This window comes from Paenibacillus allorhizosphaerae, assembly GCF_042659105.1.
Taxonomy (GTDB): Bacteria; Bacillota; Bacilli; order Paenibacillales; family NBRC-103111; genus Paenibacillus_G; species Paenibacillus_G allorhizosphaerae.
On record NZ_JBHSRV010000004.1, the window covers coordinates 45,499 to 70,863 of the forward strand.

The following is a 25,365-nucleotide window of genomic DNA, read 5'->3' on the forward strand; positions in this document are numbered from 1 at the left end:
AATCGAATCAGGCCGTATTATCCTTTTACCGCGCCGGCGGTCATCCCTTTCATCACTTGCTCCTGGAACAAAAGGTAGACAATGATCGTCGGAATGACGGCGATCGTCATCGCAGCAAGCGTTAACCCGTAATCCGTCTGGTACCCGTCCGCGAACGTTGCAATCGCCAGCGGCAGCGTTTTAAGACTGGACTTGCTTATAAATACAAGTGCGAAGGAGAAATCGTTCCAGAAATGAAGGAAGCTCAAAATCGTAACCGTCGACAGCGCAGGCAGCGAGATCGGCAGCATGACCCTCAGAAATACACCCCAAAGTCCGGTCCCGTCGATGAATGCGGCTTCCTCGATCTCCTTAGGGATGGAGGACAAATAAGCCGTAAGCACAAAAATCGCGGTCGGCAGCGCAAACGCCGTGTAAGGTAGAATAAGTGCCCAGTAGGTGTTCAGCAGCGACATTTGCTTCATTAATATAAATAACGGAACGAGCGTGCTGTGAATCGGGATCAGCATCCCTACGACGAAGAAACCCATGATCCAGCCTTTCATCTTAAAGCGGAAACGGGCAAGCACGAAGGAAGCGAGCGCCGAGATGAACAAGGTGATCGCCAAAGAAACCACGGATACGATAAGGGAGTTGAAAAAAGCTATGCCCATCTTGGAGCTTTTCCACGCCTTGACGAAATTGTCCACCTGCCATACTTCCGGGAAACTGAAGGGCCGGTTAATGAATTCGGCATTCGACTTGAAGGCGCTGATGAACAGCCACAATAATGGATATAACGTAATCAGACCGTAAACGGCCATCAGCGTCCAAAAGATGCCTCGTCTCCATTTTTTCACCGAAAAACCGAATTTATGTGAAGACGTCTGCACCGGAACCGTCGTATTCATTAGTGTGCCCTCCCTTCCGCATGCTTTTGTTTTCTGCTGGTCAACCATTGGCTTGTACCGATAATGAGCAGACTGATCAGGACGATCGAAGTCGAGATCGCGCTCCCGAACCCGTACCGGTATGATGAAAACGTCGAATTATACATATAGGTCGCAAGAAGCTCGGTAGAGTGCGCCGGACCGCCCTTCGTCATCACATACACCAGGTCGAACGATTTCAAACTGCCGGAGATACAAAGAATGAGCGCCACCTGCACCGTGCTCCAAATCATCGGAAGCGTAATGGAGAACAGCTTGCGTGCGCCGCTGGCTCCGTCAATAAGTGCGGCATCGTGAATATCCCCCGGAATATTTTGAAATGCGGAGATAAAAATAATCAAGTACAACCCGACGAAGCTCCAGATAAGCGGAGGCGTCATCGAGAAAATGGCGATTTTCGCGTCGGAAAGCCATTGCAGCTTCCAACTGCTTAGACCCAATTTATCGAGCAAAAAGTTAAGAATGCCGATTTGCGGGTGGTATATATATTGCCAGATCATCCCGATAATGACCGACGACAAAACCATCGGCATAAAAATGGCGGAACGCAGGAACCGCTGAAGCGCATTGCTTTTATGAAGGACGATGGCAAGCACGAGTGCAAGCGGCACTTGCCCGAAAACGGAAGCCAGCACGAATATAATGTTGTTTTTCAGCGCCCGCCAGAAGACCGGGTCGTGAAGAATTTCAACGTAGTTTTTGAGGCCGATAAATTTGGCCTCGCCGATGCCCTTCCAATCGAAGAACCCGTAATAGGCGGACCAAATGACAGGCACGAACACGAACAAAGCGTAAACGACAATGGCGGGCAGCAGGCCGAAAACCATAAAGCGCCTTACACGCAGCGTGTTGTTCATTCTCATACTCACTTCCTTTACCAAATCGTCAGCCCTCCGCTAGGGAGGGCTGCGAGTGAGGCGGTTGTTCGAATTACTTGCCTAAAGCGCCCGCCTGAGCGTCCTGAATTTTTTTGGCGATCGTTTCCGGATTACCGCCCATGAGCAGCTCCTGAAGACCGTTATTGATCACTTCAACCGCAGCGGAGCTTAATTTGGAATCGTACACCGGGCTGATTTTCGTATTTTTCATCAGTTCGTTCAGCTCAACGAAGAGCGGGTGCGCTTTGCTCTTATCTACATCGATTTTGTAGCTGACGAGCGTGCTGCTGCCCAGCGTCGCTTTTTGGCCTTCCGGACCGGACAATGCGTACAGCAATTGCATAGCCGCATCCTTCCGCGCACCGGTTACTTTTTTGCTTACGCCCATTCCTGTCCCGACAACGCCTGCAGTCGATTGCGCATTGCCTTTGCCTCCATCGATCGCCGGAAGAATGGAAATATGTGTCGTATCGAGCACTTCTTTCGGAGCGTTATTGACCAGGTTCGCCAGCGCCCAACCGCCGTCGATGAACATCGCCGATTTTCCTTGGAAATACAGCTGCATCATTTGGTTTTCGTCGATGCTGTTAAAGCCATCCTGGAACGCTTTCGACTTTCCAAGATCCTGCATCACGGTAAGTGCTTTTACAAATTCCGGATCGGTGAACTTGGCGCCGTTCTGGCTTGCCGCTTTGAGGAACCAGTCGGTCCCCGTAATGCGGTCGGCGATCGTACTGAAGATGGTCGATTGCGCTACCCAGTTCGCTTTATTGCCAAGTGCGACCGGAATGACATTGTTCTTGTTGAATGTGTCGATTGCCGACTTCAAATCGTCCCACGTTTTCGGCACTTTCACGCCGTATTTATCGAAAATCGCCTGGTTGTAGTAAATGAACGAGCTTGGCGCAAGGTTCATCGGCACCGTGTACGTTTTGCCGTCGACCGTGAAGCCGTCAAGCGCATTCGGAATGAAGTTGTTTTTCCACTCCGGCTTGCTGTTCAAAAATTCGTCGACCGGCTGCAGCAAACCGCCGTTTACGAATTCTTTGGTCATCGCGTCCGGCCACATGACGAACAAATCCGGCATTTCGTCGGCTGCGGCAACCGTACGCAAGCGCGTTTTCAAACCGTCCGTAGGAAGGCCTTCCACTTCAAGCTGTACTTCCGGATGCTGTGCCTGGAAGTCGTCCAAAATTTTTCGCATCGCAATCGCTTTCGCGTCCTGGCCCGTCCAGTTGTGCCATACGGAAAGCTTTACTTTATCTTTAGAGCCGCCGGCGGCAGCGGAACCTTGATCGTCCGTTTGCGCGCCGCAGCCCGCCAGTACGGAAGCGGCAACCGCCATCGATAATCCAATTGTGTATATTTTTTTCATTTTATTAACCTCCCCTGTTGTTTCTGAGTTCATTCTATACCCCGCAGCCCAATCGAGTAAGGGGAGAATCATCAGGTGAAGGGTAGAAAGATATCGGCTCGGAAATCGGCAGCGTTTGCGAGGTAAGGGGGTCCAGTAACAAATAAGAAAAACTGCATCTCCGATTGTTAGCTTTGTCTAACAATCGGACTGCAGTTCGTCGTAATGATAGATTTCTTTTTGAGCATATCGTTTCTTCTTATTTAATATGTATTCCGTCCATACCTCGTAGCATCACGACTGCTCTTCCAGCTTTACAACCGGCGGGTGAATATAATCGTGGTACTTACCCGCTACGCCGGCCGCCAGCGTGTCGCCCTCATGAAAATAAATGCGATGTCTGTATCGGATCGTCTCGCCTTTTTGAAACAGCTTGCCGCCCAAGAAATATAAGTTATTAGCCGCCAGAAGCCCGTAGTCCCGCACATGCCAGAAGGTTGGAAAGTCCATATTGTCCGGATGGTCGAAAGCCGCGATGCCTAGCGTCTGGCCCCCAACATTGCCGTAATAATCGCACCATGGCGCGCGCTGTCCCCAGCATTCCGCCTCGCCGACCGAACCGAACGCATTGACGATCGTTCCGCCGTTCTCCGCCTTCATGGACTCGGCGACCCGGATACCGAGCGGTCCCGCTTCCTTCGTCGCCCCGAACTCGATCCGCCCCAGCGCCCGAAGCTCCGTATCCAGATCGATGAACCGCTCTCCCGCGGGAGTGTTATAAAAGGTCATCGTCCGCTTTTCCGCCATCTGCGGCCTTTTGCCGTTATTGCACCACTGCTGGCTCGCGGTCAATCTGGCGAATACCGGTCCTGACACACGTTCCTTGAATCCATCAAACGTCTGGATGCCGTGCCGGTCCTTGGGCTCGTTCCACAGATCGACGCCGTTGACGTCGCCGACCGCCAGCCATACCGAGCGGTGATGCGGGTGCTCCTTCGTCTCAAAATCGAGCCGCGTAAAGCTTTCGCCGTAAGGACCGATTACCGGGCCAAGATAAGGTTTGGCCAGCTCCGCATCGTATACGTAGGACGTAAAATACGTTCCGCCGATATGGACATCCATCCGATTCTCTTTCTCGATCAGCGTTAGCCCTTCGACCGCTTCCTGGCGCTTGTCGCCTGCTTCCACAACAAAGACGGCCGATTCGCCGGCATCCAGCTTTTGCACGATCCAGTGGAGCGTGACGTTCCCTTCACTCTCCTCACACTGCAATGGAACCACTTCTCCAGCCGCGGTCGTTAGCCGCAGAAGCTCGATACCGCTGCCTTGTAAAAGCGGTGATTCGGAGGAAATCCAGTAAGATACCGGGCAATGCGTGCGGTTATGATTTCCGGCATTTACTACAAGCTTAAACAAAGTTTTCATCAAGGTCACCTCTGCTGAACGGATAGATTCCATATTTTTTTGACATATTCCAGCGACACGCCGCAGTCCTTCAGCCCGCTGCTTGTAAAGCATTCAGCGGAAATCCGTCCTTCGTACCCGCTCCCCGCGAGCTGCCGGAAACAGCTTTCCAGATCAATCCCATCCTTGGCGGCACCGCACGGAAAGCTGCGATCCGCTTCCGCGTAATGCACATGCGCCAGCATACCGTCTGCCGCCGCCTGCCGAATGATATCCATCGGCTCGTTCTCAAGCCGCATATGATACGCGTCGGCCAGCACGCGGATTTGCGGCAGGTTCATCGATTTTGCCAGCACCAACGCCTCGGCGACCGTATTGATCACATTGCACTCCTTGCGGTTCAGCGGCTCGATCGCTATCGTTACTCCATGCGCCGCAGCCGATGTATCGCACAGCTGCAAAAAGCGCCTTATTTGCTCTCGCCCGTGTTCGGCGGAGAAACCTTCTGGGAGCGATCTGGCCCCGCCGCTTCCGAACACGATGATTTCGGCACCGAGTGCGGCGGTTCTGGATACGGCTGCCTCCACATAAGCGCGAACGGCCTCCTCGTCGACTTCCAGTCCGGTAAGCTTCAGCCTCGGCGGAATGAAGCTGTTGAACACGGGAACTTGCAGTCCTTCCGCGTTCATGCGGCCGGCCAGACGCTCATAATCCACTTCGGTCAAAGAAGCAACCGAGCCTACCGTAAGCTCGGCAAAATCATAACCTTCCTGCAATATATCGGTCACTCCGCGAATCAACGCGTCCACGGGATCATGCTGCCGCCCTGTTTCCGGACGATGATTCCCTTGAGGCATAAAAGTTCCCGAGGGCAGGCAGCATCCCATAGGGATGAAGGCTTCGCTCATTTGCAGCATTCTCCTTTTTTGCGGATCCCGTTATTTGCCGGCCGATTGAATTTCCTTGTTCGCCTCTTCCGCCGCCTGGCGCAAAGCGGTATTGAGATCAGTTCGCCCGTATGCGAGATCGACCAGCTTATTCGTGATGGCCGTCTCCGCCGTTTTCTCAAAATCGGTCTTCGGCGAAATCGGAGCAAATTTGTTATAATAAGCCGCGTTCAAATTTTTGTCCTTATTCGGACTGTCTTGACCGAATGCCTTCTGGATGGAAGGATTGTTCAATACCGTCATTCCGCCCCGTTTGGATAGCGCCAACTGGTACTCGTCGGACACTAGATAGCTAAGCACTTCAAACGCCTGTTCTTTATGCTTCGCGAATGCCGGAATCGACCAATAGACCGGGTATTGCTGGCTGCCGATCCCGGGCAAATCTTTGGACGTCGGGTAGGCGGCGATATCCCAATCGAAAGGAACCGGCGTCGGGCTGACGACCTGCCAGTCGGAGAAGACGCCGAAGATCGCCAACTCCTGCTTCTTCAGCCATTCGCCGGAATACGGAAGCTTACCTTCCAGCTCATCCATTTTCGCCCGATACGCAGACTCTTTCGCGGGAGCCAAAATCGGATCAAGCACTTGCTTCCACCGCTCGTTTCCGAACGTCGCCTGCATCGTCTGCGGATCCACGAACGGCAAGGAATAAACGTTCATCCTCATGCTGTGGCTTGGTGAAATCGCCAGTCCCGCGATCTTCTTGTCCCCGTCCGTCCGGTTCAGCCGATTGGCCGTCTCGTACAGTTCATCCCAAGTCATCCCGTCTTTCAAGTAAGGAACGCCGAATTTGTTAAACAGCTCTTTGTTGTAGTACAGCGACATGCCGTTCGTCGTGACTGGAAGTCCCCAAATCTCACCCTTGCTATTCTTTCGAACCGCGTCAATCAGCGTCGGCTCGAACCGGTTCAAGTCCAGCCCCCGTTCCTTGATAAGTGGGGATAAATCGTACTGCGCCTTGTTTCTTGACATCGTCGAAAAGAACGTGCCGATCGATTCGTAATACAAATCGATATTGACGCCGGCCAAAATCAGGTTTTCGAACTTGCTGCCCTCTCCGTCTCTCGGGTTAATGTACTTGATGGTCACATGGGGGAATTTTTTCTTAATCAACTCGGCGTAATTTTTTTCAAACTCCTCGTTTTGCGTTCCCCCCGCGGAATAAATCGATAGCTCGACCGGCTCGGTCGGCGCGCTGCGCACGGCCTGAGCCGGCTCCTTCCCCGTTCCGCCCGTCTCCGCGGACGGCTGCGCCGGACCCGAACAGCCGGACACCCCTCCGATGCCTATCAAAGCCGAAAGCACGATCAACCTTTTGTTCATGTTGGAACGCCCCTCTCCGTCATTCGATCCGATACCATTGCATCGATGCTGCATGCATCCGTGCTATTTTGAAACCGCTGTCATTGATTCCATTATATCAACTGCGCGTTTTCGCATATGGGGGATTTCCCTCATATATATAGGGCAAAACGCTCTTTTTTCGGTGCGATGCCGCTTGTATAATGGAATTGAAGCGATTGCATTCGGATGGATGGGGTGGCATTACATGAAGCCAGTATTTTCGTCGGAGCAGCGGTTTCGTCCCGGGATGCACGTCTTCGTCAACCGGGCTTACGAAGCGTTCAGCATACCGCTGCATTCGCATGACGCGATCGAAATCAGCTTTGTCGTTGAGGGAAGCGGTTACCAGTACATTAACGGAGACACCGTAGTCCGGGTCAAACGAGGGGACATTTATTTGCTCCCGATCGGGACGTCCCACGTATACCGCCCCCCCTCGCCGGAAAAGAGCAGAACGCTCGGCATCATCAATTGCGTGTTTCGCCCCCAGGCGCTCGAAGCGGCAGGCTCATTCCCTCCGCCCGACTCCTTGCTCCACCGCGCCTTGTTCACACCGGAGCAAATGCCGCAGCCGTGGTTTCACCACTACGATACAGACAGCGCTTTCACCGAGCTGTTTCAGACGATGCTGGCCGAATACCGCCAAAGGCAGCCCGGGTACGAGCCTGTCGTTCATGCCTTGTTCATTCAGCTCATCGCCAAGCTTCACCGCAGTACGCTCATAACCGAGCCCAGTGGTACGAAAGGCAGTGGCAAAATCGAAGAGGCGATCCGCTTCATCACCCGGCACTGCCATGAGCCGATTACGCTCAAACAGGTAGCGGAGTATTCTTTTTTGAGCGAAAGCCATCTGCAGCGGTTATTCCGCCAGGCGACGGGGACGACGTTTATTTCCTACTTGCAAAATTTGCGGATTCACAAAAGCTGCGAGCTGCTGAAAGCGACAGGCATGACGGTGCAGCAAATCGCCGGCGCCGTCGGCTATCAGGACATGAAACATTTTCATGCTCTTTTCCGGCAGCGGACTGGAACGACGCCCCAGGAATATCGAAAAAACGGCGATCCCGTAACCGCCGTTTCCGATTTTATTTCGCAACTCCCGTAATGCCGTCAACGGAACATTCGGAACGCCTCGTAATTGTTCAGCGCAAAAGGCTCTGTCCGTACCGCCCACTCCACTTCCGATTCGGAAAACAGTTGGCCGGCCCGTGCAGAGCTCATGATGATCTGTTTTACATTGCCAATGACCTTCCCTGTCGTTTCTCCCGACGGCTCGATCGTTACATACTTCTCGGGAACCTGATGCATGGCTCGCGACGATTCGAAAGCGCCGTTCGCCGCCAAAACGAAGCTGCGGCATGCTTGCAGTGGACTGTACAGCGGGGCCCTGTCCCGAATCGCTTCCAGCAAATTGATGTACATCTTGTTCATCAGCGGCTCCGGACCGTAATCGAAGCGTTCTTCCCCTTCGCTTGTGCGAATCGTCATCGTATTATTGGAATGCCAGCAGATGCTTCCTTCGCTGCCTTCGATGTCAATATAAGGACTTACCGTCTGATCGGCACACAAGGTCGTATAGAGCAGCACCTCAACGCCATGCACCGTACGAATACGGACGGAGGCGGTATCTTCGCCTTCGATGCCGTTGGCCCGATATAGCTCCGCTTGAACGGAAGCCGGCTCCGCAAGGCGCGCATCGCCGCTGCCTGCGGCAATCAGGCAATTATTCAGCAAGTGCGAGAACGGGTTGAACAGCGTGCCGTCGAGCACATACTGGCCGTTATGAATGAGCTTGCCGGCCCACGGCGTTCTATCGTAATACGCTTGCGTTCTTTTCCATACGCCGATGCCTGTCACGCGCTTAATCGTCCCGATCGCCCCTTCCTGCATCTTCTGCAAGCAGGAACGAAACGCTTGGCCTGACGTGTTTTGAAAATTAACTTGGCATAACCGTCCTGTCCGCTGCGCCACGGCCGCCATTTCCTCATGATCTTGAATTGTTACGGCCGGCGGTTTCTCCAGGATCACATGAAACCCTTGTTCCATCACGTGAATGCTCATCGGCTTGTGCAAAGGAATCGGCGTCGCGATCGCCACCAGATCGATGTCCGGATGGTTACGCAGCATTTCTTCGTAATCCCGGTAATGTGCGGCACCCGCAGCGTCCCACATGGCGGCGGATTCGGCATGCGCTTCAGGATTCGTTTCCGCATAAGCGGCGCATTCGAGCAAGCCCTCCTCCGCGAGCTGCATAATGGTCTTCGTATGCACTTTGCCGAATCCGCCGATGCCGATGAGCGCAACTTTCGCTTTTGTACGATTCACCGTTAATTCCTCCTTGCTTACCCGTTATTCAACTCGTCTCCTGCGGCATTTTGCCTGCGGTATTTGTTCGGAGACAGCTTGACACTATTTTTAAACGCGCGGTAAAAGGTCGGAACGTTCTCGAAGCCGACTTCAAAGCAAACGGTGACGATATCTTTGTCCGTCTCGGAGAGCAGCTTCTTCGCCACGCTGATCCGCACCTGAGTCAAATATTGCGTCGGCGTTATGCCGAAGCATTCCTTGAATATATTGTTGACGTACCTCGCGCTGATGTTCATGATGGAGGCAATTTCTCCGGCGGTGATCGATTCAAAATAATGCTCGTCGATGTATCTGCGGATCTTGTCGGCCCGCAGCCCGTTGGAATCGGTAATGACGGCTTGTTGACCGGAACGGGCGAGCAGCAGCAATATTTCCTGCAAATAAATCCGCAGCGCCCAATCATTCAGCTGATCGGCGTTGCCCTGCTCGAACATCATTTTGCGCAGCAGCTGTCTGACTTCCGTCGCCATGAACGGATTCATGCTGACAATGGCAGAGCGGGGAAAGCGTTTGCGTAATATTTCATGCTCGACGATCGTTTCCATGGATCGGGCTTCAAAAGCGAGAACGAGCAGCGTAAGCTTCGCCTCGGCAATAATGGAATGATCAGAATGCGGCACGATCAGCACGAGCCGGTCGGGGCACAACTCCGAATAATCGCCGTCCAGCTTGATCGTCCCGCTGCCGTCGAGAACGTATAGTATTTGATGAATCTGATGGCGGTGTTCTTTCACGATGTTGCCGTCCGTATGCTTGCTTTCATATAAAAGAATTCCGTTATCCGGCAGTGTAAGCATCTTGATCTCCAAGCGGCAATTCCCCCAATGAGTAAGACGGTGATACTACCATTTTACTCCGCTTGGAATTCCGCGCAAGACTGATTATGTTTTCGTATGACGAAAAGGAACGGAAACGAGGGAACGCCGGGGGAGCGTCGGCGACGCTCGGCAGCGCAAAACCTCGTGATAAGGTCAGCGTGGGAGCCGGCAGGCACCGATGAATCCATGATATCCATAATTCCAGATTCCCTAGGTTCTCGAGGTTTCCCGGCTGCTCCCTATTTCCCCGGCAAATCCTGCTCTCCCGACCCATCCGGCTTTCCCGAATGTCCCTGCGTTTCGGAATATCCCCGCACTCCCGGCTCCCCTTGCTTCCGAGACGGGTTTACGCTTGCTTCCTCTTCTCCTTCTTCTTCCGGCCAAAAGTAGTAGCAAATGAATTCCGTCTCTAGCAAGAGGCTCGCCCCTTCCCTTTTCCGTTCATCGAGTTATTACACGTGCTCCAGATAACGGCTTTTCGTCAATGCCAGCGCCTCATCGCCCTGCATATCCCAGATTTGCCGGTTGAAAATCTCCACCTCGATCGGTCCCCGGTAGCCGGCTGCTTCCACGGCGCCGCGGATTTTGCGGATTTCGATGACGCCGTCCCCCATCATCCCTCGTCCCATCAACAAGTCCGGCGTCGGGACAATCCAATCGGATACATGAAATCCGAGAATGCGGCTTCCTGCGCGTTCAATCTCACGGTATAAGTTCGGGTCCCACCAAACATGGAACACGTCGACGACGACGCCCACATCTTCGGGCGAGAACCGCTCCGCAAGCGTATTCGCTTGATCCAGCGTGACGATGACGGATCGTTCCGCCGCATACATCGGATGCAGCGGCTCGATCGCCAGACGCACGCCGTGTTCTCTCGCAAACGGAATCAGCTTCTCGATTCCTTCTTGTACATATTGCCTTGCTAGGGCAATGTCCTTATTCGAGGAAGGCCCGCAGACAAGCACCAGCACATCGGTGCCGAGCTCCGCCGCTTCCTCGACCGCCCGGCGGTTGTCGTCCAGCTTCGCCTGACGTTCGGCCGCGGTTTCCGCCGGGAACATTCCGCCCCGGCACAAGCTGGATACCTGCAGCCCCGTGTCTTTGATGATCCGTTTGCTTTCGGCAAGCCCCGCTTCGGCAACCTTGTGCCGCCACGGCGCGATCCAGCCGATGCCGGCCCGCACGCAGCCTTCCGCCGCTTCCTTCAACGTCCAACGGTCCGTCGTGATTTGATTCAAACTTAACCGATCTATGGAATCAAGCTTTGTCATGGGCTGTCTCCTTTACCTGTTCGTTTAGTCCATACCGGACATGGTCAGCATAAGCTCCATCCGTTTGGCCGCAAGCTCGGGGTCTGCAATCAACCCGGCCTGTTCCGCAAGAACGAACAGATCCGCCAGATGGATTGCGCTGCGCGCACCCTCGGCCCCGCCGAGCATCCGGAAATGCGATTGGTGTCCGTTCAAATACGCCATGAACACGATTCCCGTTTTGTAAGCGTAAGTCGGCTTTTGGAAAATATGCCGCGAGAGCGGCAGCGTACGGTCCATCAGCTCGTGGTACCGGTCCGTTTGGCCTGCGTCCAGCGCCTGCAGAGCTGCCGATGCAACCGGCGCAATGGCGTCGAATATGCCAAGCAGCGCGTGGCTGTATCCGGCTTCGTCCCCTTTGATCAGTTCGGGGTAGTTGAAGTCGTCGCCGGTATACATACGTACGTGTTCCGGCAGTTGACGGCGCATGACGATTTCCTTGTTCGCATCCAGCAGCGAGATTTTGATGCCATCGATTTTGTCGGCATGGCTGCGAATGATGCGCAGGCATACGTCCATCGCCGAGTCAATGTCCTTATGGCCCCAATAGCCGGCAAGCGCCGGATCGAACATGTCGCCGAGCCAATGCAAGATGACCGGTCTCGATACTTGCCCAAGAATTTTCCCGTATACCCGTTCGTAATCCTCCGGCCCTTTGGCCACGGCGGCCAGTGCTCGGCTGGCCATCAATATAATATGGCCGCCCAAGCCCTCGATGTACGCGCATTGCTCTTCGTAGGCGGCTTCCACCTGCTCCAGCGTAAGATTCGGGCTGACCGCAAGCTGGTCCGTGCCCGCTCCGCAAGCGACATGTCCGCCGACGGAACGCGCCTCGGTGATGGAATGCGCGATCAATTCCTTCGATCTTTGCCAGTCAAGCCCCATTCCCCGCTGTGCGGTATCCATTGCTTCGGCGACGGCAAATCCGAGCGACCACAGATGGTGCCGGTAAGCCATCGTCGCTTTATAGTCGATCTTGGCACTCGACAACGGATCGTTGTCCGACCATGGATCGCACACCACATGTGCGGCGGAAAAGGCGGTGCGGCTGCGAAACGCGCCTTTGGCGTTGCGCAGCGGCTCGGTATTGCCGAATTCATATATATAAGAAGACCAGTCAGTACGCGGAAGCTTGATTCGGAGTGCCATCGTATGTTTCCCTCCTTATACGGTCAGTTCGGGGATATCGATCCAGCGTCGGTCCCGCCAGGAAGCAAGGCCGATCTCGGACAACTGCGTTCCTTTCGCCCCTTCCAGCAAATCCCACGGGAACGGGGAATCGGTCACGACGTGCTTCAGGAACAGCTCCCACTGAATTTTAAACCCGTTGTCGAACAGCTGGTTGTCCGGCACTTGCTCCCACTGTTCCCTGAATTCGAATGGATTGGGGATGTCCGGATTCCAAACCGGTTTCGGCGTATTGACCCGATGCTGGCTTCGGCAGTTGCGCAAGCCCGCGACGGCGCTGCCTTCCGTACCGTCAACCTGAATCGTCAGCAAATCTTCGCGGTCGACGCGTACCGCCCAGGAAGAGTTGACTTGCGCCACGATGTCTCCGTCAAGCAGGAATGTGGCGTAAGCGGCATCATCCGCCGTGCAATCATAGCGTTTGCCCTGCTCGTCAATGCGTTCGGGGATGTGCGTTACTCCAAGGCAAGACACCGATTTCACCGCACCGAACAAATTATCTAGAACGTAGCGCCAATGAGCGAACATATCGACGATGATGCCGCCGCCGTCTTCTTTGCGGTAGTTCCATGAAGGCCGCTGCCCCGGCTGCCAATCGCCTTCAAATACCCAATAGCCGAATTCCATGCGCACCGACAAAATGCGTCCGAAAAAGCCGGAATCGATCAGCCGCTTCAGTTTAATCAAACCGGGCAGGAACAATTTGTCCTGCACGACACCGTTCTTCACGCCCGCTTCGCGTGCAAGCTTGACCAGTTCAAGCGCATCACTCAAGCTCTCGGCGGTCGGTTTCTCCGTATAGATGTGTTTGCCTGCTGCAATCGCTTTCTTTATGCTTTCCGCTCTCATGACCGTCGTCTGCGAATCAAAATAAATCCGGTAGTGCGGATCGGCCAAACATTCGTCGAGATTCGTGCTCCAGCGTTCGAGTCCGTGCGTCTCCGCCAATGCGCGAAGCTTATGCTCTTGGCGACCAACCAGAATCGGGTCCGGCATAATGACGTCCCCATTCGACAGCTGCACCCCGCCTTGCTTCCGGATAGCGACGATAGAGCGGATCAAATGCTGATTTGTCCCCATTCTTCCCGTTACGCCGTTCATAATAATGCCAAGCTGAATCGTTGCCATGATTGAATAGCTCCCTTCCCTAATAAAAAGATGGTTTTCTATGTTCTATGGCTCCATTCTAGCGCTTTGACTAACAAGGGTCTTATTACTATGGGAACGGAATTACTAATTTTGGAACAAAATAACCCACACCGATGCAACGATGTGGGTTATTGCCGTATTCGCTTCTCTATCGGTAACGATAGGTCGAGAAATGCATGCCTTCGTTTTGCAACTACCAGTACCGATTATCCGATTCAAGAACGTCCCGGAGAAATCTCCCCGTGTACGAACCGTCGACCTTGGCCACTTCTTCCGGTGTACCTTGCGCGACGACCGTGCCGCCGCCTTTGCCGCCTTCGGGCCCCATGTCGATAATATGATCCGCGACTTTGATAATATCCAGATGGTGCTCGATAACGAGTACGGTATGCCCGGCTTCGACCAGTTGGTTTATGCAGTCAATCAGCTTCTGAATGTCCTGCAAATGCAGCCCGGTCGTCGGTTCGTCCAGTATATACAAGTTGTGCGCGCCGCGCTTGATTTTGCCAAGCTCGGTCGCCAGCTTGATCCGCTGCGCTTCCCCGCCCGACAACGTCGTCGACGACTGGCCGAGCCGCAAATAACCGAGGCCGAGCTGATTCAGCACATTCAGCTTATGGAGGATGTACGACTGGTCTTCGAAGAACACGATCGCCTCCTCTATACTCATCTCGAGTACATCGGCAATGGTCTTGCCTTTGATCTGCACTTCCAGCACGTCGCTGTTAAAGCGCGCGCCTTTGCAGGCCGGACAAACCGCTTCGATATCCGGCATGAACTGCAGCTGCGTCGTCACGATTCCTTCGCCTTGGCAATGCTCGCAGCGGCCGCCGTTCTTATGGTTAAAGCTGAAATCGTTCTTGCCGAGTCCTTTCTCGGCCGCCGCCGGCGACTCGGCGAACAATTCGCGGATCCGGTCAAAAAATCCGACATACGTCGCCGGATTCGACCGGCTGCTGCGACCTATCGGCGATTGGTCGATATTGATTATGCTGGAGATCGATTCGTGACCTTCCAGCGCATCATGCTCGCCGGGCACGACCCGCGCATCCTGGAAGACGGCGCACAGCTGCTTGTACATGACTTCATTGATCAGCGTGCTCTTGCCGGAGCCGGATACGCCGGTCACGCAGACCATGATGCCGAGCGGGATGGCAACATCGACATTGCGTAAATTGTTGGCTCTCGCGCCTTTGATCACAAGGGCGGAACCGTTCGACTGCCTTCGTCTGAGCGGCAGATCGATCCGTCGGTATCCGGCCATAAACGAACCTGTGAGCGAGTTCATGTTGTCTCTCAGCTCCTGGGCCGTCCCCTGCGCAATTAATTGACCGCCGCGCACGCCGGGTCCCGGACCGATCTCAATGATGTGATCGGCATTTTTGATCGTGTCGATGTCATGCTCTACGACGATGATCGTGTTGCCGGTATCGCGCAGCTTCTTCAGCGTATCGACGATGCGCACGCTGTCGCGGGCATGCAAGCCGATACTCGGCTCGTCGAGCACGTACAGCATGCCCATCAAACCGGAGCTGATCTGCGTGGACAGCCGGATTCTTTGTGCTTCGCCGCCCGAGATCGTATCGGAGCGGCGTCCGAGGCTGAGGTATTCCAGCCCGATATCAATGAGGAGCGTCAGCCTGCTTGCAATTTCGTGGACGATTTGCCGGCCGACCTGCTCCTTCGCTTCCGAGAACGAGACTTCCTTCAAAAAGCCTCTCAGCTCCTGAAGCGGCATCGTACACAGCTCGTGAATGTCTTTGCCGCCGACGGTCACGCAGAACCGCTGCTGTTTGAGCTTCTTGCCCTCGCAGTCGGGACACGCATGCTCAACCATCACACGCTTGAAAAATTCCTCCTGTGCGCCCCCGGACACTTTTTTCTTCACGAAATTTTTGTACCAACGGTTCACGTCATTGACCATTCCGCCGTAACCGACCAGCCTGCCGTTAAACCGGCTGCGGACGTTCGTCGCCTCCTCCGGGTGCACGATCGGGAACTTCTGTCCCTTTGTTCCGAAGATGAGCATATTCCGAACGTTCTCCGGAAGCTCGCGAAACGGCGTGTCGAGGCTGAAGCCGAAGTGCAGCGACATGCTGTGAAACATGATTTTACGGTGTGTCCACGTCGAGTTCGAGCTAAGCAGCATCGTGTCCAGCGCGCCCTTGGTAATGCTTTTCTCCGGGTTTTTCACAAGAAAACGCGGTTCCGTGCGCATAAACGTGCCCAGACCTCCACATGTCCGGCAAGCGCTGTTCGGATCGTTGAACGAGAAGTAGTTAGCCTGCAGCTCGCCCATCGTAATCTGATGCGCCGGACAGCCGAAACCGCGGTAAAACGACTGTGCGACGGTGCCGTCCGCATCCCCGCCGATAACAAACCGGATAAAGCCGTCGCCCACCAAACTTAAGCTGTTCTCGATCGTTTTCAGCATCATCTTGGACAAGCCGGGCTTGACGACGATTTTGTCGACCACAACTTCAATCTCGTAATCCGCTTCCTCTTCAAGCTCCAGGTTGTCACTCAGACTGTGCACTTGTCCGTCGAGCTTGATGGTTCGAAACCCTTTGGCCCGGATCTCATCGAACAGCGTTTCGTATTCTTCCCCGTACAGCTTGAATACGGGCGCCAGCACTTCTATCTCCGTCCCTTCCGGCAGCGATTGCAGACGATCGATCATCTGATTAACCGTCTTGGTCGGAATCGGATGGCTGCAGAACGGGCAGCATGCGTCACCGGCCGACGCGAACAGCAGCCGCATGAAATCGTACAGATCCGTCATCGTGCCGACGGTCGAGCGCGGGTTCACGATCCCTTTCTTCTGTTCTATCGCGATAACCGGAGACAAGCCGAACACGAAATCAACGTCCGGCTTCTTGAGCTGATTCATCCGGCTTTTGGCAAAAGTGGATAACGATTCGAGAAAGCGGCGCTGCCCTTCCCCGTAAATCACCTCAAAGGCGAGCGATGATTTTCCGGAACCGCTTACACCAGTAATAACAGTAAGTTTGTCCCGGGGGATATTCACGTCAATGTTGCGCAAATTGTTCTGTCTTGCCCCTCTGACTTCAATATAATGTTTCACGTCTTCCGCTTCACTCCTAATATAAGGATCTTTGAGCTGAGCTCAAAGTCTCTCTGCTTATTAGATCTTTGAGTTAGCTCAAGGCTCTCCGCTTTTATTCCATCTCGTCGTCTTCATACATATAGGCCGGCTCTTCAAGTGCAACACGGCTTTTCGGTGTCGCGCCGACGGAAACCGGTATTTTCATAATGAATCCTCGCTCTGCCAGCCAATCGCACGCCGTGAACAGCATCCCGCCGTCCAGATGGATCACCGCCCCAAGCTTGTCGGTCATTTCCGTTAAAGAACGAACGTCCGCTTCCTGCTTCAAATAATCGAGGATCGGTTTGAACAGCTTTTCCGTATGCAGCTCGATATAATCGCGAATATGCCGTAGCGACGTCTCTGCCTTCTCCTCGTGCACTGCTCCGTTTACCAGATCGGTATACACCCGCCCAAAAAATACCGGGTTGTACACGGCCGCCTGCTGCACGGCCTCCCGCATCGGCACTTCCTTATTCACAATGACTTCGATTCTGGCAAGCACATCGATCATCTTGATCATCCAAAACGCGCTGTAGGTGAAGTCTCGTTTGACGTACAGCCATTTTTCCGCTTTGGCTAAATTGCCAAGCAAGAAACAGCCTAGCTGCAGAAGCTGAAGCTGCCGGTCGCGTTCACCGACATAACGGATATCGGCGAAGTACTCCTCGATGCTTTCTTCCTTGGCGAACAGCAGCGTGCTGCGTACGAGCATCGAGTGGCTGACGGAGCCTTGAATCGACTTCTCCACCCACCGTTTGAAATCGTTGCGGGAATCGATGCTCGCGTTAATCGGGATCCCGTTCTCCATGAAACACATGTATCGCTTAACCAGCTTCTGCTCGTGTACGATCAACTTCAAATCGATGTCCGACTTCTCCCACACCTCGTCATAGGAGAGGCTGCCCATCAGAATTGCGGCGATGACTTGATCGTCCTTCTTCAGCTTATCCACGAACGATTCCAGCGCTTGCACGAACAGGGCTTTCATCGTATTGCTCGGGTGGCGTTCCAATCGAATGCCCTCCTCCCTCCAACCCATTTTATCCAAATATTAGCACAGGTCACCACGTCTTTCAAGAACAATTGTTCGCCTATTATGTAACCAGACCTCTGCAAAACCACATCCTTAACGTTAAGAAAAAATAGCCTGGAATGCATCCATGTCCCCTGCTACTTTTTTTATAACACTTCCATATTGGTAACATACATTCGGTAAACCCCGTATGGATCGATTCTCAAATTCGTCCCCGTAATTTTGACGTATCTTGCGGACTGCGGCGTAAACGCGAAGTTCTTACGTCAGCGCAGTCTATTGTAAATTCGTATAATGATCTTAATCCTCGCTAACCGGGATAACTTACAACGCCGAAGATCAGTTTGAACGCACGTCTCGTCTTCGCCGTTTTCTTAAGGCCTTCCTTTGAACTCAGGATAAAGACGGTTTTGCCGATCCAAATCCGAAAGTAAAGAGAATGATAGAGGATAGGCCCTACGATGCCTCTCGCCTCCGTCTCGCTCCCGTCCTCCAGCTCGATTTCGGTGCGGACGAGCCAAGTGTTGCCAACGCCGAATTCGATGTATTTCAGTTGATCCGCCCCCTGCCCAGATGAACCGTGTCTATAATAAAGGCGTTAATTTCATTCTCTTTACTTGGAGCGGCTCGTTGAATTGAATTTCGTTCCACTGTCTGCGCCGAACTTCTTCCAACAGTTTGACGAAAATTCTCCCGATTAAAACACTATCGCCGAGCGCATCATGCCTCTTTATATCCTTATCGTCGATATCGAACCATTGGATCAAAAAATTGGTCGATACGATGTCCCGCACTTCCGGGTATAAATACGTAAACAATGCTTTCGTATCGATGATCGGATTTGTGAAAGGCGGCAGCCCATTTCGTTGACATTCCAGATAAAGAAGCGGCCAGTCAAACTCATACCCTGCCTGCGTGACCAGCACTGTTCCTTTCGTGAAATCTGCGAATTCACGATACACCTCGGAGAACGTCGGAGCGGTTTCCATAATATGATTGGTGACCCCCGTCAGCCGTTCGATGGCTTCCGGAATTCGTTTCGGAGACCGGACAAGCGTCGTGAAGGTGCGGCCGGACTCGACGCCACCCGGTTCAATGATCTTCGCGCCGATCTGTGTGATATGGTCTTCCTCTTGGTTTGGCCCGGTCGCCTCGAAATCAAATATGCAATAGCGCCGTGCAAGCACGTTCTCGATATGAAGCCCCGAGACCGTATATTCCGTATCGGAAATATAGTGGATGATCATCCTTCGCCCTTCTTTCTGCTAGATCCCTCACTCGGCACAAATGGCCGTTAGGTCCATCATACACAAAATGGATGTCAACAAGATCCATATTTTATCCGAAACAAGCTAAATTGTTAAAGCGATTCTTTTCAATTGAGCATGAGTAAGATGCTGCGAGGAACGGGATCTCTGATCCTCCTGTCCTCTCCATTTCTCACCCTTAACAGCCTGTCTCCCATTCTCATCACTTGAGCGTGTTTCCTAAGCTGCAACATTTCTTGCGAAGCAGAAAGGAATCGGCCGATGAAAGGAGAAATAATTATGTCGAACAATACACTTCTTCGAGAGGATGAAAGGCAATGCTGTTACAACAAAAAGATAAGCTCGTCATGATCGGCGACTCCATCACCGATTGCGGCAGAAAAAAACCGGAAGGCGAAGGGCGGACTGACGCGCTTGGCAACGGATATGTGTCGCTCGTCAATTCATTTCTGCAATCGTTCTATCCCGAGCTTGGGATACGCGTTGTCAATATGGGAATCAGCGGCAATACGGTTCGCGATTTGAATGCCAGATGGCAGACCGACGTCATCGACCAAAAACCGGACTGGCTATCGATCATGATCGGCATTAACGACGTATGGCGCCAATACGACTTGCCGCAAGTCGTGGAAAAGCACGTATATATAGAGGAATACGAACGGACCCTGCGGGAACTGGTCGAGCGGACAAAGCCGTCGCTGAAAGGACTCATCTTGATGACGCCGTTCTATATCGAACCGAATGCCGACGACTTGATGCGCGCTGCCATGGACAAATACGGCGAAGTCGTGAGAAAAGTCGCTGCCGAGCATCAGGCCGTATTCGTCGATACGCAAAAAGCGTTCGCTCAGGTGCTGGAGCATATTTATCCGGCAACGCTCGCTTGGGACCGGGTACACCCGAGTATGACAGGCCATATGACGCTGGCCAAAGCGTTCTTGAACGCGATCGGTTTCTCATGGAACGGAGATAAGTAAATTCATGCTTAAACGGAGCAAGAGGCTGCTTGCAACTTTTATTGCAGCCTCCTTATTGATTCATCCCTTCATGTCTACGGTGAAAGCAAACGATACGGATTATGAAGGCCACTGGGCCGAAACGACCATCCGATGGGCGATGGACCGCAGCATTGCGGATGGTTACGGAGACGGCACATTTCAACCAGACCGCATCGTAACCGAAGCGGAATTTCTGGCGATGCTGATCCGTTTCTTCCCGAACAGCCGAGAACATTATTCGGAGCTGATCAGGACTGCGGCTTCTAGTAGGGAGGATTGGTCCGACCCCTACTACAAACTCAGCTCTGAATACGATATTCCAACAAACGGCATGACGGAGCGAAAATCCCGTTTTGAGCCGGTGAACCGTGGACTCGTAGCCCGGATGATTATCGGAACTACAGGAATCAAAGCGCAATTGAGCGAAGCGATTATTTTTATGTTCGAGAAAGGGCTATCGGAGGGAAAATCAGATAAAACTTTGTACGGCTTCGACGCCGAAGGCTCGCTCACACGTGCGGAAGCGGTACAATTCCTGAAAAAACTGGCGGAACAAGGACTGGACAAGGAACTGAAGCCAAGAAGCGTCAGAGTTTCTGCTTCGGCCGATCCCTCTCCAATAAGGTCTATCCCGGAGGATACGGTGCTGACCGTGAAAGCCGATCCAAGCAAAGGTTTTTACTGGGACTATTTATTGTTCATTCCGAGTTCCGTAGAGAATCGGAAAGATCCCGTTCATCTGCTGGTTGAACCGAACAATGGCCAGGGCGTTAGCGATAATATAAGCTACCACGAGCAATATGCGAAAAAAATCGTCGATAGCGGGCCAACAAGATCCATTGCCGAAAGGCTTAGGATCCCTCTGCTTGTTCCTATCTTTCCCCGTCCTGAATCACAATCGGACATGTTTACCCATGCGCTCGATCGGGATACGCTGTTGGTAACCTCAGGTGATTTAAAGCGAATCGATTTACAACTACTCGCCATGCTCGACGATGCGCGGCAGGCGCTAGCCGAAAAAAACGTTCGGATCGAAGATAAGGTGTTTATGAACGGTTTTTCCTCGTCAGCCAAATTCGTGAATCGCTTTGTCCTGCTTCACCCGGAAAAAGTGAGAGCGACAACGACCGGTGGAGTCGGCGGACTGCCTGCCATCCCGGCAGACAAGTGGAAAGGCATCCAGCTGCAATATCCGCTGGGGACGGCAGATCTAAAGAAGCTGACGGGCCATTCCTTTGACCGTGAAGCTTATAATCAAATCGCTCAGTTCATCTATATGGGCGAATTGGACAAAAACGACGCTTACCAATATCGAGACGGCTTCGATCCGGAGGATACGGCTCTGGTCAATGAGTACTTCGGCCGAAACATGATGCCGGACCGCTGGAATAAGGCCCAAACCATATTTCGTGAGCTCAATGCGCCGGCTCGATTCGCAACCTATGCCAATACCGGGCACGAATATAACCAAACGATCGTGAACGATATCGTCGAATTTTATCGCACTAATAGCGGTTCGGTAAACAATTAAAGAGATTAAAGAGGCCGCCCTGAAGGTGATGAATTATTTGACGAGCGAGGAAGTGCAAACGATCGTATCCAGCAAGGCGCAGCGGTCGTCGCTCAAGAACAACAAGACGAATGAGCTGTTCGGCAAAGACTTCCAGTCGCTGAAAGGGAAAAACGTGCAAGCGGTCTTCAAGCAGCAGTATAACCCGAATCCGAAGCCGACGCCGTACGATACCATAGTCAAACCGCCATTGTTCGATGCGTTCAAACGGATGCTCACGGAAAACGTAGACGTCAATACGGCACTGCGAAAGGCAGAAGAGGAAGCGAACAAAATGATCGACTCTATGAAAAAATAGCAGCCGCAGCCTCACGACAAAGCGTATATCTTCCATTTGATCATTAAAGCCGAATCGGTTCAACAATGCATAAAACCCTCTGAGCGCATAACCGTTCAGAGGGTTTCGTTTGGCTGCAGCAGGCCGTACTTCCGTTTGAACCGCTGCAATATTTTGATCCAGGACGCGGCGAACAGCATCAGGAAAAAAACGTTGGATCCGGCGTGTGCGAGGTCAAAATAAAGACTAGACGCATAAAGTGCGGCGATAGCCCCCCAGTCATGCTGGGATAGCAAGCCGGAAGCGAGCCAGAAGTTCATAATCCAACCGAACAGCATGCCCCATACAGCGCCGAACAGCAAGAGCAGCCAGCGGCTTGAGCTTAATACGCCGGTTCGGTTCAACAGTCCGGCCGTCCAGCCCATCATCCCCCACGCAAACATTTGCCATGGCGTCCAAGGCCCCTGCCCGAGAAACATATTGGACACGAGCGCGGCAAACGCCCCGATCATGAAGCCGCTCTCCGCTCCAAAGACGAGCGCCGAAACGATGATGACGAAGCTCGTCGGCTGAACGCTCGGCAGCGGCGCGAACGGTACCCGGCCGACCGCGGCGATTGCCGCCATAACCGCGATCAGCACGATTTCACGGGCTTGCATCTTCTTCACTTCGAAGCGGATGAAGAAAGGCAGCATCGACGCAATGACAAGCGCTATGCTGATCAAAAGATACTGATCGTCGGAAACGGCCGACGTAAAGCCCATGGCGGCTAAAAACAATACCGCTGTTATTACGAAAGCGAGACGGGTACGAGCCACTGATCGAGCACATCCTTATACGTTAATGCTTCCGGGAACCGTTCCCGGACGATCCGGTTGATCGTCGTCGTGTAAAAGTAGTTTTCGCTAAAAAAGGTAGCCGGCGGCCCTTCGGCGGTAATCGCTCCGTCAAACAGCATGGCGCAGCACTTCGCATATTGCGCGGCAAATTCAATATCGTGCGTCACGAGCACGATCGTCAGCCCTTCATGGTGCAGCTCCTGCAGCAGCTCTCCCCACGTTTGCTTCATCAGCGGATCGAGCCCTTTGGTCGGCTCGTCGAGCAGCAGCACCTCCGGCCCGGCCAGCAGCACGCAGGCGAGCGCGGCCCGCTGCCGTTCGCCGCCGCTAATATCGTGCGGATGCTTGGCCAACACGTCCTCAAGCCCGAACCGTTCGATCAGCGTCTGCATCCGCTGCGAGGGGTTCGGATGACGCGAACGATGCACAGCCCGCTGCAGCTCCTCCTCGACCGTATCGTGAAGGAAATAAGCCAGCGGATTTTGCGATAAATAGCCGATGCGCTCCCGCAGCTCGCGTTCCTTCACCGAGTCCACATGTTTGCCCGCAAACTTCACGGTGCCTAGCTGAGGACGAAAAAGTCCCGAAAGCAGCTGCAGCAGCGTCGATTTACCGGCCCCGTTGCCGCCTACAATGGCCGTAAAATCGCCCGCGCGTATGGAAAAATCAAGCTGTTTGACGATGAACGGACTGCTTTTGTCGTAGCGGAAATGGACCCCCCGGCATTCCAGCAGCGTCTTCATAGCGCGGGATGCGCTGTCGTTCGCAGTGAGGCTCCGTGGCACGCGTGTTTTCTTCGCTTGCGAACCCGCTACACGGTCAGCGGTGGCCGCGAACGGGTAACGCTCCAGCCACGCACGCCCTTCCTTCACCGAAAGCGGAATTGCCGTCGCTTGCGATAAACAGGCGTCTTCAGGATCGATGGGAATCCACCCTTTGTCCTTCAACGAGACGGCAAGCTTGACAAGCGAGGGCATATAATCGAAATACTCGCCCATTTCTCCGTCCTCCAGCTTGCCCGCAAGTCCGCGAGGAGTACCGTCATAGCGAATTCGGCCTTCGCTTCCCATTACGACAACACGATCCGCCATCGGGAGCAGCTCCTCGAGCCGGTGCTCCGTCATGATAACGGTCAGCCCGAATTCCTCATTCAACCGCCGCAGCAGCTGCAAAAACTCTTTGGCAGCCACAGGGTCGAGCTGCGCCGTCGGCTCGTCGAGCAGCAGCACGCGGGGCTGGAGCAGCAGCACGGAGGCGAGGGTGACGAGCTGCTTTTGTCCGCCGGACAGCTCGCTCGTGTTGCGGTACAGCCAGTCTTCCATTCCGAAAAAATGCACCATCTCGGCAATTCTCCGGCGCATCGATTCCGTGGAAACGCCGATATTTTCAAGTCCGAAAGCGAGCTCCCGAATAACTTGCTCCATGACAATCTGGTTATCCGGGTCTTGCTGAACGATGCCGATCTGCTTGGCCAAAAAGTACGGATCGTGTTCGTGGAGCGCCTTGCCCATATACCGAAGCTCGCCTTCTCTGCGTCCTACCGGCGCAAGCTCACTCTTCATACTGCGAAGCAGTGTCGTTTTGCCGCAGCCCGACGGGCCGCACAGCACGACGAACTCCCCTTGCCGGACAGCGAGCCGGATTCCGGCAAGTGTCTGCTCCGTATCTTCGGGGTATGTAAAATGCAAATCGGCTATTTCCAGTAATGCCACCGGAGCCACTCCTTTCCTTCAAACCATACAGGCGTACCGAGAAACAGCACGAACAGGCCATAATCCAGCCATTCGACGGCGGACAGTCCAACCGGCTCGAGCGTCGGATAAATCGTGAGGTGGCCGTAACCGTAAATCCGGCCTGCCGCACATATCGCGCCGCTCAGCACGACCCAACACACCGCAGTCAAATCGCGTCCCCGCATGCAGTAGCGCGTGTATGCGCTGCGCGGGCCGAGTCCATAGCCTCTCGCTTTCATTGAATCGGCGGTTTGCAATGCCTCCTCCAGCGACCACGTGAGCAGCACTTGCAGCAGCAGCATGCCGTCTCGTGCCCGTTTCCTCATCGATCCGTGAAGCACGCTGACGCCTTTCGTTCGCTGCACCTGGGTAATGCTGTGCAGCCGTCTGCGCAGCAGCGGAACAAAGCGCATCGCCATCATCGTAACCAGCGTTCCCTTCGGCCAGAGGAACGAAAACAAATAAAGAAACTTATCGCTCGTAATTACACGTTGATAAGAAACAAACACGAGCAACAACGAGACTGTTGACAGCGATACGATCGCACCGTACATGACCGCTTCCAGCGTGATCGGCTGTTCCCCCATATAGAACAGGATATGTTCGCCGCGATGGGAAAACAGCGGGTTCACCACTAGCAGCACGAGCCCGGCCACTACCGCAGCTACAATCGTCCGTACCATCCTTGCTCGCGTGTCGTAGATAAACCCCAGTCCGATAAGCAGCAGCAGAGATGTGGAGAGAAAGAGCGGGTGCAGCAGCAGCATCGACAGCAGCATGACACCGGCGAAGTACAGGAAACAGGGCAGCGGGTGCAGCGAACGAAAGCCGGTATTCACTCGTCGGT

23 protein-coding genes are annotated in these 25,365 nt (G+C 53.7%); 4 read left to right on the forward strand and 19 right to left on the reverse strand.

Annotated features, from left to right (window positions below; genetic code table 11):
- Positions 1-17 precede the first annotated feature (17 nt).
- The 6 genes from ACFQI7_RS16515 to ACFQI7_RS16540 all read right to left on the reverse strand — a co-directional run bounded on the left by ACFQI7_RS16515 (position 18) and on the right by ACFQI7_RS16540 (position 6,835).
- A complete protein-coding gene (locus ACFQI7_RS16515) occupies positions 18-890 on the reverse strand; it encodes a carbohydrate ABC transporter permease (RefSeq protein ID WP_218102423.1) in 873 nt (290 codons plus the stop codon).
- Positions 890-1,786: a carbohydrate ABC transporter permease gene (locus tag ACFQI7_RS16520; RefSeq protein ID WP_218102457.1), complete on the reverse strand. Its 897-nt coding sequence runs from the start codon at positions 1,784-1,786 to the stop codon at positions 890-892. Before ACFQI7_RS16520 ends, ACFQI7_RS16515 begins: the two co-directional genes overlap by 1 nt.
- 73 nt (positions 1,787-1,859) lie before the next feature.
- Positions 1,860-3,182, reverse strand: coding sequence for an extracellular solute-binding protein (locus ACFQI7_RS16525; protein WP_218102422.1), 1,323 nt, complete (start codon positions 3,180-3,182; stop codon positions 1,860-1,862).
- 273 nt (positions 3,183-3,455) lie between these two features.
- Positions 3,456-4,586, reverse strand: coding sequence for a DUF6807 domain-containing protein (locus ACFQI7_RS16530; RefSeq protein ID WP_218102421.1), 1,131 nt, complete (start codon positions 4,584-4,586; stop codon positions 3,456-3,458).
- Positions 4,587-4,591: 5 nt separating this feature from the next.
- Complete coding sequence (locus tag ACFQI7_RS16535; RefSeq protein ID WP_218102420.1) at positions 4,592-5,473, reverse strand: sugar phosphate isomerase/epimerase family protein; 882 nt, start codon at positions 5,471-5,473, stop codon at positions 4,592-4,594.
- A gap of 30 nt (positions 5,474-5,503) precedes the next feature.
- Entirely contained in the window at positions 5,504-6,835 is a 1,332-nt protein-coding gene (locus ACFQI7_RS16540) for an ABC transporter substrate-binding protein (protein ID WP_218102419.1), read from the reverse strand.
- Between the two features lie 226 nt (positions 6,836-7,061).
- On the opposite strand from ACFQI7_RS16540, the gene ACFQI7_RS16545 reads away from it, so the two are divergent.
- Positions 7,062-7,961 carry a helix-turn-helix domain-containing protein gene (locus ACFQI7_RS16545; protein ID WP_218102418.1) on the forward strand — a complete coding sequence of 300 codons (900 nt, stop codon included), beginning with the start codon at positions 7,062-7,064 and terminating at the stop codon, positions 7,959-7,961.
- Positions 7,962-7,966: 5 nt separating this feature from the next.
- Here ACFQI7_RS16545 and ACFQI7_RS16550 read toward each other — a convergent pair whose 3' ends face one another.
- From ACFQI7_RS16550 to ACFQI7_RS16595, 10 genes are all read right to left on the reverse strand, one after another.
- On the reverse strand, positions 7,967-9,181 hold the full coding sequence (locus tag ACFQI7_RS16550) for a Gfo/Idh/MocA family protein (RefSeq protein WP_218102417.1): 1,215 nt from the start codon (positions 9,179-9,181) through the stop codon (positions 7,967-7,969).
- Between the two features lie 17 nt (positions 9,182-9,198).
- The gene (locus ACFQI7_RS16555; protein WP_218102416.1) at positions 9,199-10,032 is read right to left on the reverse strand and encodes a helix-turn-helix domain-containing protein; all 834 of its coding nucleotides are present in this window, start codon (positions 10,030-10,032) and stop codon (positions 9,199-9,201) included.
- A gap of 248 nt (positions 10,033-10,280) precedes the next feature.
- On the reverse strand, positions 10,281-10,457 hold the full coding sequence (locus tag ACFQI7_RS16560) for a hypothetical protein (RefSeq protein ID WP_218102415.1): 177 nt from the start codon (positions 10,455-10,457) through the stop codon (positions 10,281-10,283).
- A gap of 36 nt (positions 10,458-10,493) precedes the next feature.
- Entirely contained in the window at positions 10,494-11,315 is an 822-nt protein-coding gene (locus ACFQI7_RS16565; RefSeq protein WP_218102414.1) for a sugar phosphate isomerase/epimerase family protein, read from the reverse strand.
- Positions 11,316-11,339: 24 nt separating this feature from the next.
- A complete protein-coding gene (locus tag ACFQI7_RS16570; RefSeq protein ID WP_218102413.1) occupies positions 11,340-12,503 on the reverse strand; it encodes a dihydrodipicolinate synthase family protein in 1,164 nt (387 codons plus the stop codon).
- Positions 12,504-12,518: 15 nt separating this feature from the next.
- Positions 12,519-13,670 (reverse strand): Gfo/Idh/MocA family protein, encoded by a 1,152-nt coding sequence (locus ACFQI7_RS16575; protein WP_218102412.1) that lies wholly within the window; start codon positions 13,668-13,670, stop codon positions 12,519-12,521.
- 214 nt (positions 13,671-13,884) lie between these two features.
- Positions 13,885-16,776, reverse strand: coding sequence for an excinuclease ABC subunit UvrA (gene uvrA, locus ACFQI7_RS16580; protein ID WP_218102411.1), 2,892 nt, complete (start codon positions 16,774-16,776; stop codon positions 13,885-13,887).
- Between the two features lie 94 nt (positions 16,777-16,870).
- On the reverse strand, positions 16,871-17,812 hold the full coding sequence (locus tag ACFQI7_RS16585; RefSeq protein WP_218102410.1) for a nucleotidyltransferase domain-containing protein: 942 nt from the start codon (positions 17,810-17,812) through the stop codon (positions 16,871-16,873).
- 331 nt (positions 17,813-18,143) lie between these two features.
- Complete coding sequence (locus tag ACFQI7_RS16590; protein WP_218102456.1) at positions 18,144-18,386, reverse strand: DUF3977 family protein; 243 nt, start codon at positions 18,384-18,386, stop codon at positions 18,144-18,146.
- A 31-nt stretch (positions 18,387-18,417) separates the two neighbouring features.
- Complete coding sequence (locus ACFQI7_RS16595) at positions 18,418-19,080, reverse strand: 3'-5' exonuclease (protein ID WP_218102409.1); 663 nt, start codon at positions 19,078-19,080, stop codon at positions 18,418-18,420.
- Positions 19,081-19,418: 338 nt separating this feature from the next.
- Between ACFQI7_RS16595 and ACFQI7_RS16600 the strand changes: the two genes are divergently transcribed.
- From ACFQI7_RS16600 to ACFQI7_RS16610, 3 genes are read left to right on the forward strand one after another with little or no spacing between them, the layout of a single operon-like run.
- Complete coding sequence (locus ACFQI7_RS16600) at positions 19,419-20,078, forward strand: SGNH/GDSL hydrolase family protein (protein ID WP_218102408.1); 660 nt, start codon at positions 19,419-19,421, stop codon at positions 20,076-20,078.
- Positions 20,079-20,082: 4 nt separating this feature from the next.
- Positions 20,083-21,630: an S-layer homology domain-containing protein gene (locus tag ACFQI7_RS16605; RefSeq protein ID WP_218102407.1), complete on the forward strand. Its 1,548-nt coding sequence runs from the start codon at positions 20,083-20,085 to the stop codon at positions 21,628-21,630.
- Positions 21,631-21,655: 25 nt separating this feature from the next.
- Positions 21,656-21,967: a hypothetical protein gene (locus ACFQI7_RS16610; RefSeq protein WP_218102406.1), complete on the forward strand. Its 312-nt coding sequence runs from the start codon at positions 21,656-21,658 to the stop codon at positions 21,965-21,967.
- A gap of 95 nt (positions 21,968-22,062) precedes the next feature.
- Here the strand turns inward: ACFQI7_RS16610 and ACFQI7_RS16615 are convergent, their stop codons facing one another.
- Genes ACFQI7_RS16615 through ACFQI7_RS16625 form a run of 3 tightly spaced genes read right to left on the reverse strand, consistent with a single transcriptional unit; the run spans position 22,063 to position 25,357 of the window.
- Positions 22,063-22,764 carry an ECF transporter S component gene (locus ACFQI7_RS16615; protein ID WP_218102405.1) on the reverse strand — a complete coding sequence of 234 codons (702 nt, stop codon included), beginning with the start codon at positions 22,762-22,764 and terminating at the stop codon, positions 22,063-22,065.
- Positions 22,737-24,497, reverse strand: coding sequence for an ABC transporter ATP-binding protein (locus tag ACFQI7_RS16620; protein WP_218102404.1), 1,761 nt, complete (start codon positions 24,495-24,497; stop codon positions 22,737-22,739). Before ACFQI7_RS16620 ends, ACFQI7_RS16615 begins: the two co-directional genes overlap by 28 nt.
- Positions 24,479-25,357, reverse strand: coding sequence for an energy-coupling factor transporter transmembrane component T (locus tag ACFQI7_RS16625; protein WP_218102403.1), 879 nt, complete (start codon positions 25,355-25,357; stop codon positions 24,479-24,481). The genes ACFQI7_RS16620 and ACFQI7_RS16625 overlap by 19 nt, the downstream gene beginning before the upstream one ends.
- Positions 25,358-25,365 lie beyond the last annotated feature (8 nt).

What these genes read in the sequence shown, in the direction of transcription:
- ACFQI7_RS16515 (WP_218102423.1), bottom strand. Translation starts at nt 890, where the DNA reads ATGAATACGACGGTTCCGGTGCAGACGTCTTCACATAAATTCGGTTTT.
- ACFQI7_RS16520 (WP_218102457.1), bottom strand. Translation starts at nt 1,786, where the DNA reads ATGAACAACACGCTGCGTGTAAGGCGCTTTATGGTTTTCGGCCTGCTG.
- ACFQI7_RS16525 (WP_218102422.1), bottom strand. Translation starts at nt 3,182, where the DNA reads ATGAAAAAAATATACACAATTGGATTATCGATGGCGGTTGCCGCTTCC.
- ACFQI7_RS16530 (WP_218102421.1), bottom strand. Translation starts at nt 4,586, where the DNA reads ATGAAAACTTTGTTTAAGCTTGTAGTAAATGCCGGAAATCATAACCGC.
- ACFQI7_RS16535 (WP_218102420.1), bottom strand. Translation starts at nt 5,473, where the DNA reads ATGAGCGAAGCCTTCATCCCTATGGGATGCTGCCTGCCCTCGGGAACT.
- ACFQI7_RS16540 (WP_218102419.1), bottom strand. Translation starts at nt 6,835, where the DNA reads ATGAACAAAAGGTTGATCGTGCTTTCGGCTTTGATAGGCATCGGAGGG.
- ACFQI7_RS16545 (WP_218102418.1), top strand. Translation starts at nt 7,062, where the DNA reads ATGAAGCCAGTATTTTCGTCGGAGCAGCGGTTTCGTCCCGGGATGCAC.
- ACFQI7_RS16565 (WP_218102414.1), bottom strand. Translation starts at nt 11,315, where the DNA reads ATGACAAAGCTTGATTCCATAGATCGGTTAAGTTTGAATCAAATCACG.
- ACFQI7_RS16570 (WP_218102413.1), bottom strand. Translation starts at nt 12,503, where the DNA reads ATGGCACTCCGAATCAAGCTTCCGCGTACTGACTGGTCTTCTTATATA.
- ACFQI7_RS16575 (WP_218102412.1), bottom strand. Translation starts at nt 13,670, where the DNA reads ATGGCAACGATTCAGCTTGGCATTATTATGAACGGCGTAACGGGAAGA.
- ACFQI7_RS16595 (WP_218102409.1), bottom strand. Translation starts at nt 19,080, where the DNA reads ATGATCATCCACTATATTTCCGATACGGAATATACGGTCTCGGGGCTT.
- ACFQI7_RS16600 (WP_218102408.1), top strand. Translation starts at nt 19,419, where the DNA reads ATGCTGTTACAACAAAAAGATAAGCTCGTCATGATCGGCGACTCCATC.
- ACFQI7_RS16605 (WP_218102407.1), top strand. Translation starts at nt 20,083, where the DNA reads ATGCTTAAACGGAGCAAGAGGCTGCTTGCAACTTTTATTGCAGCCTCC.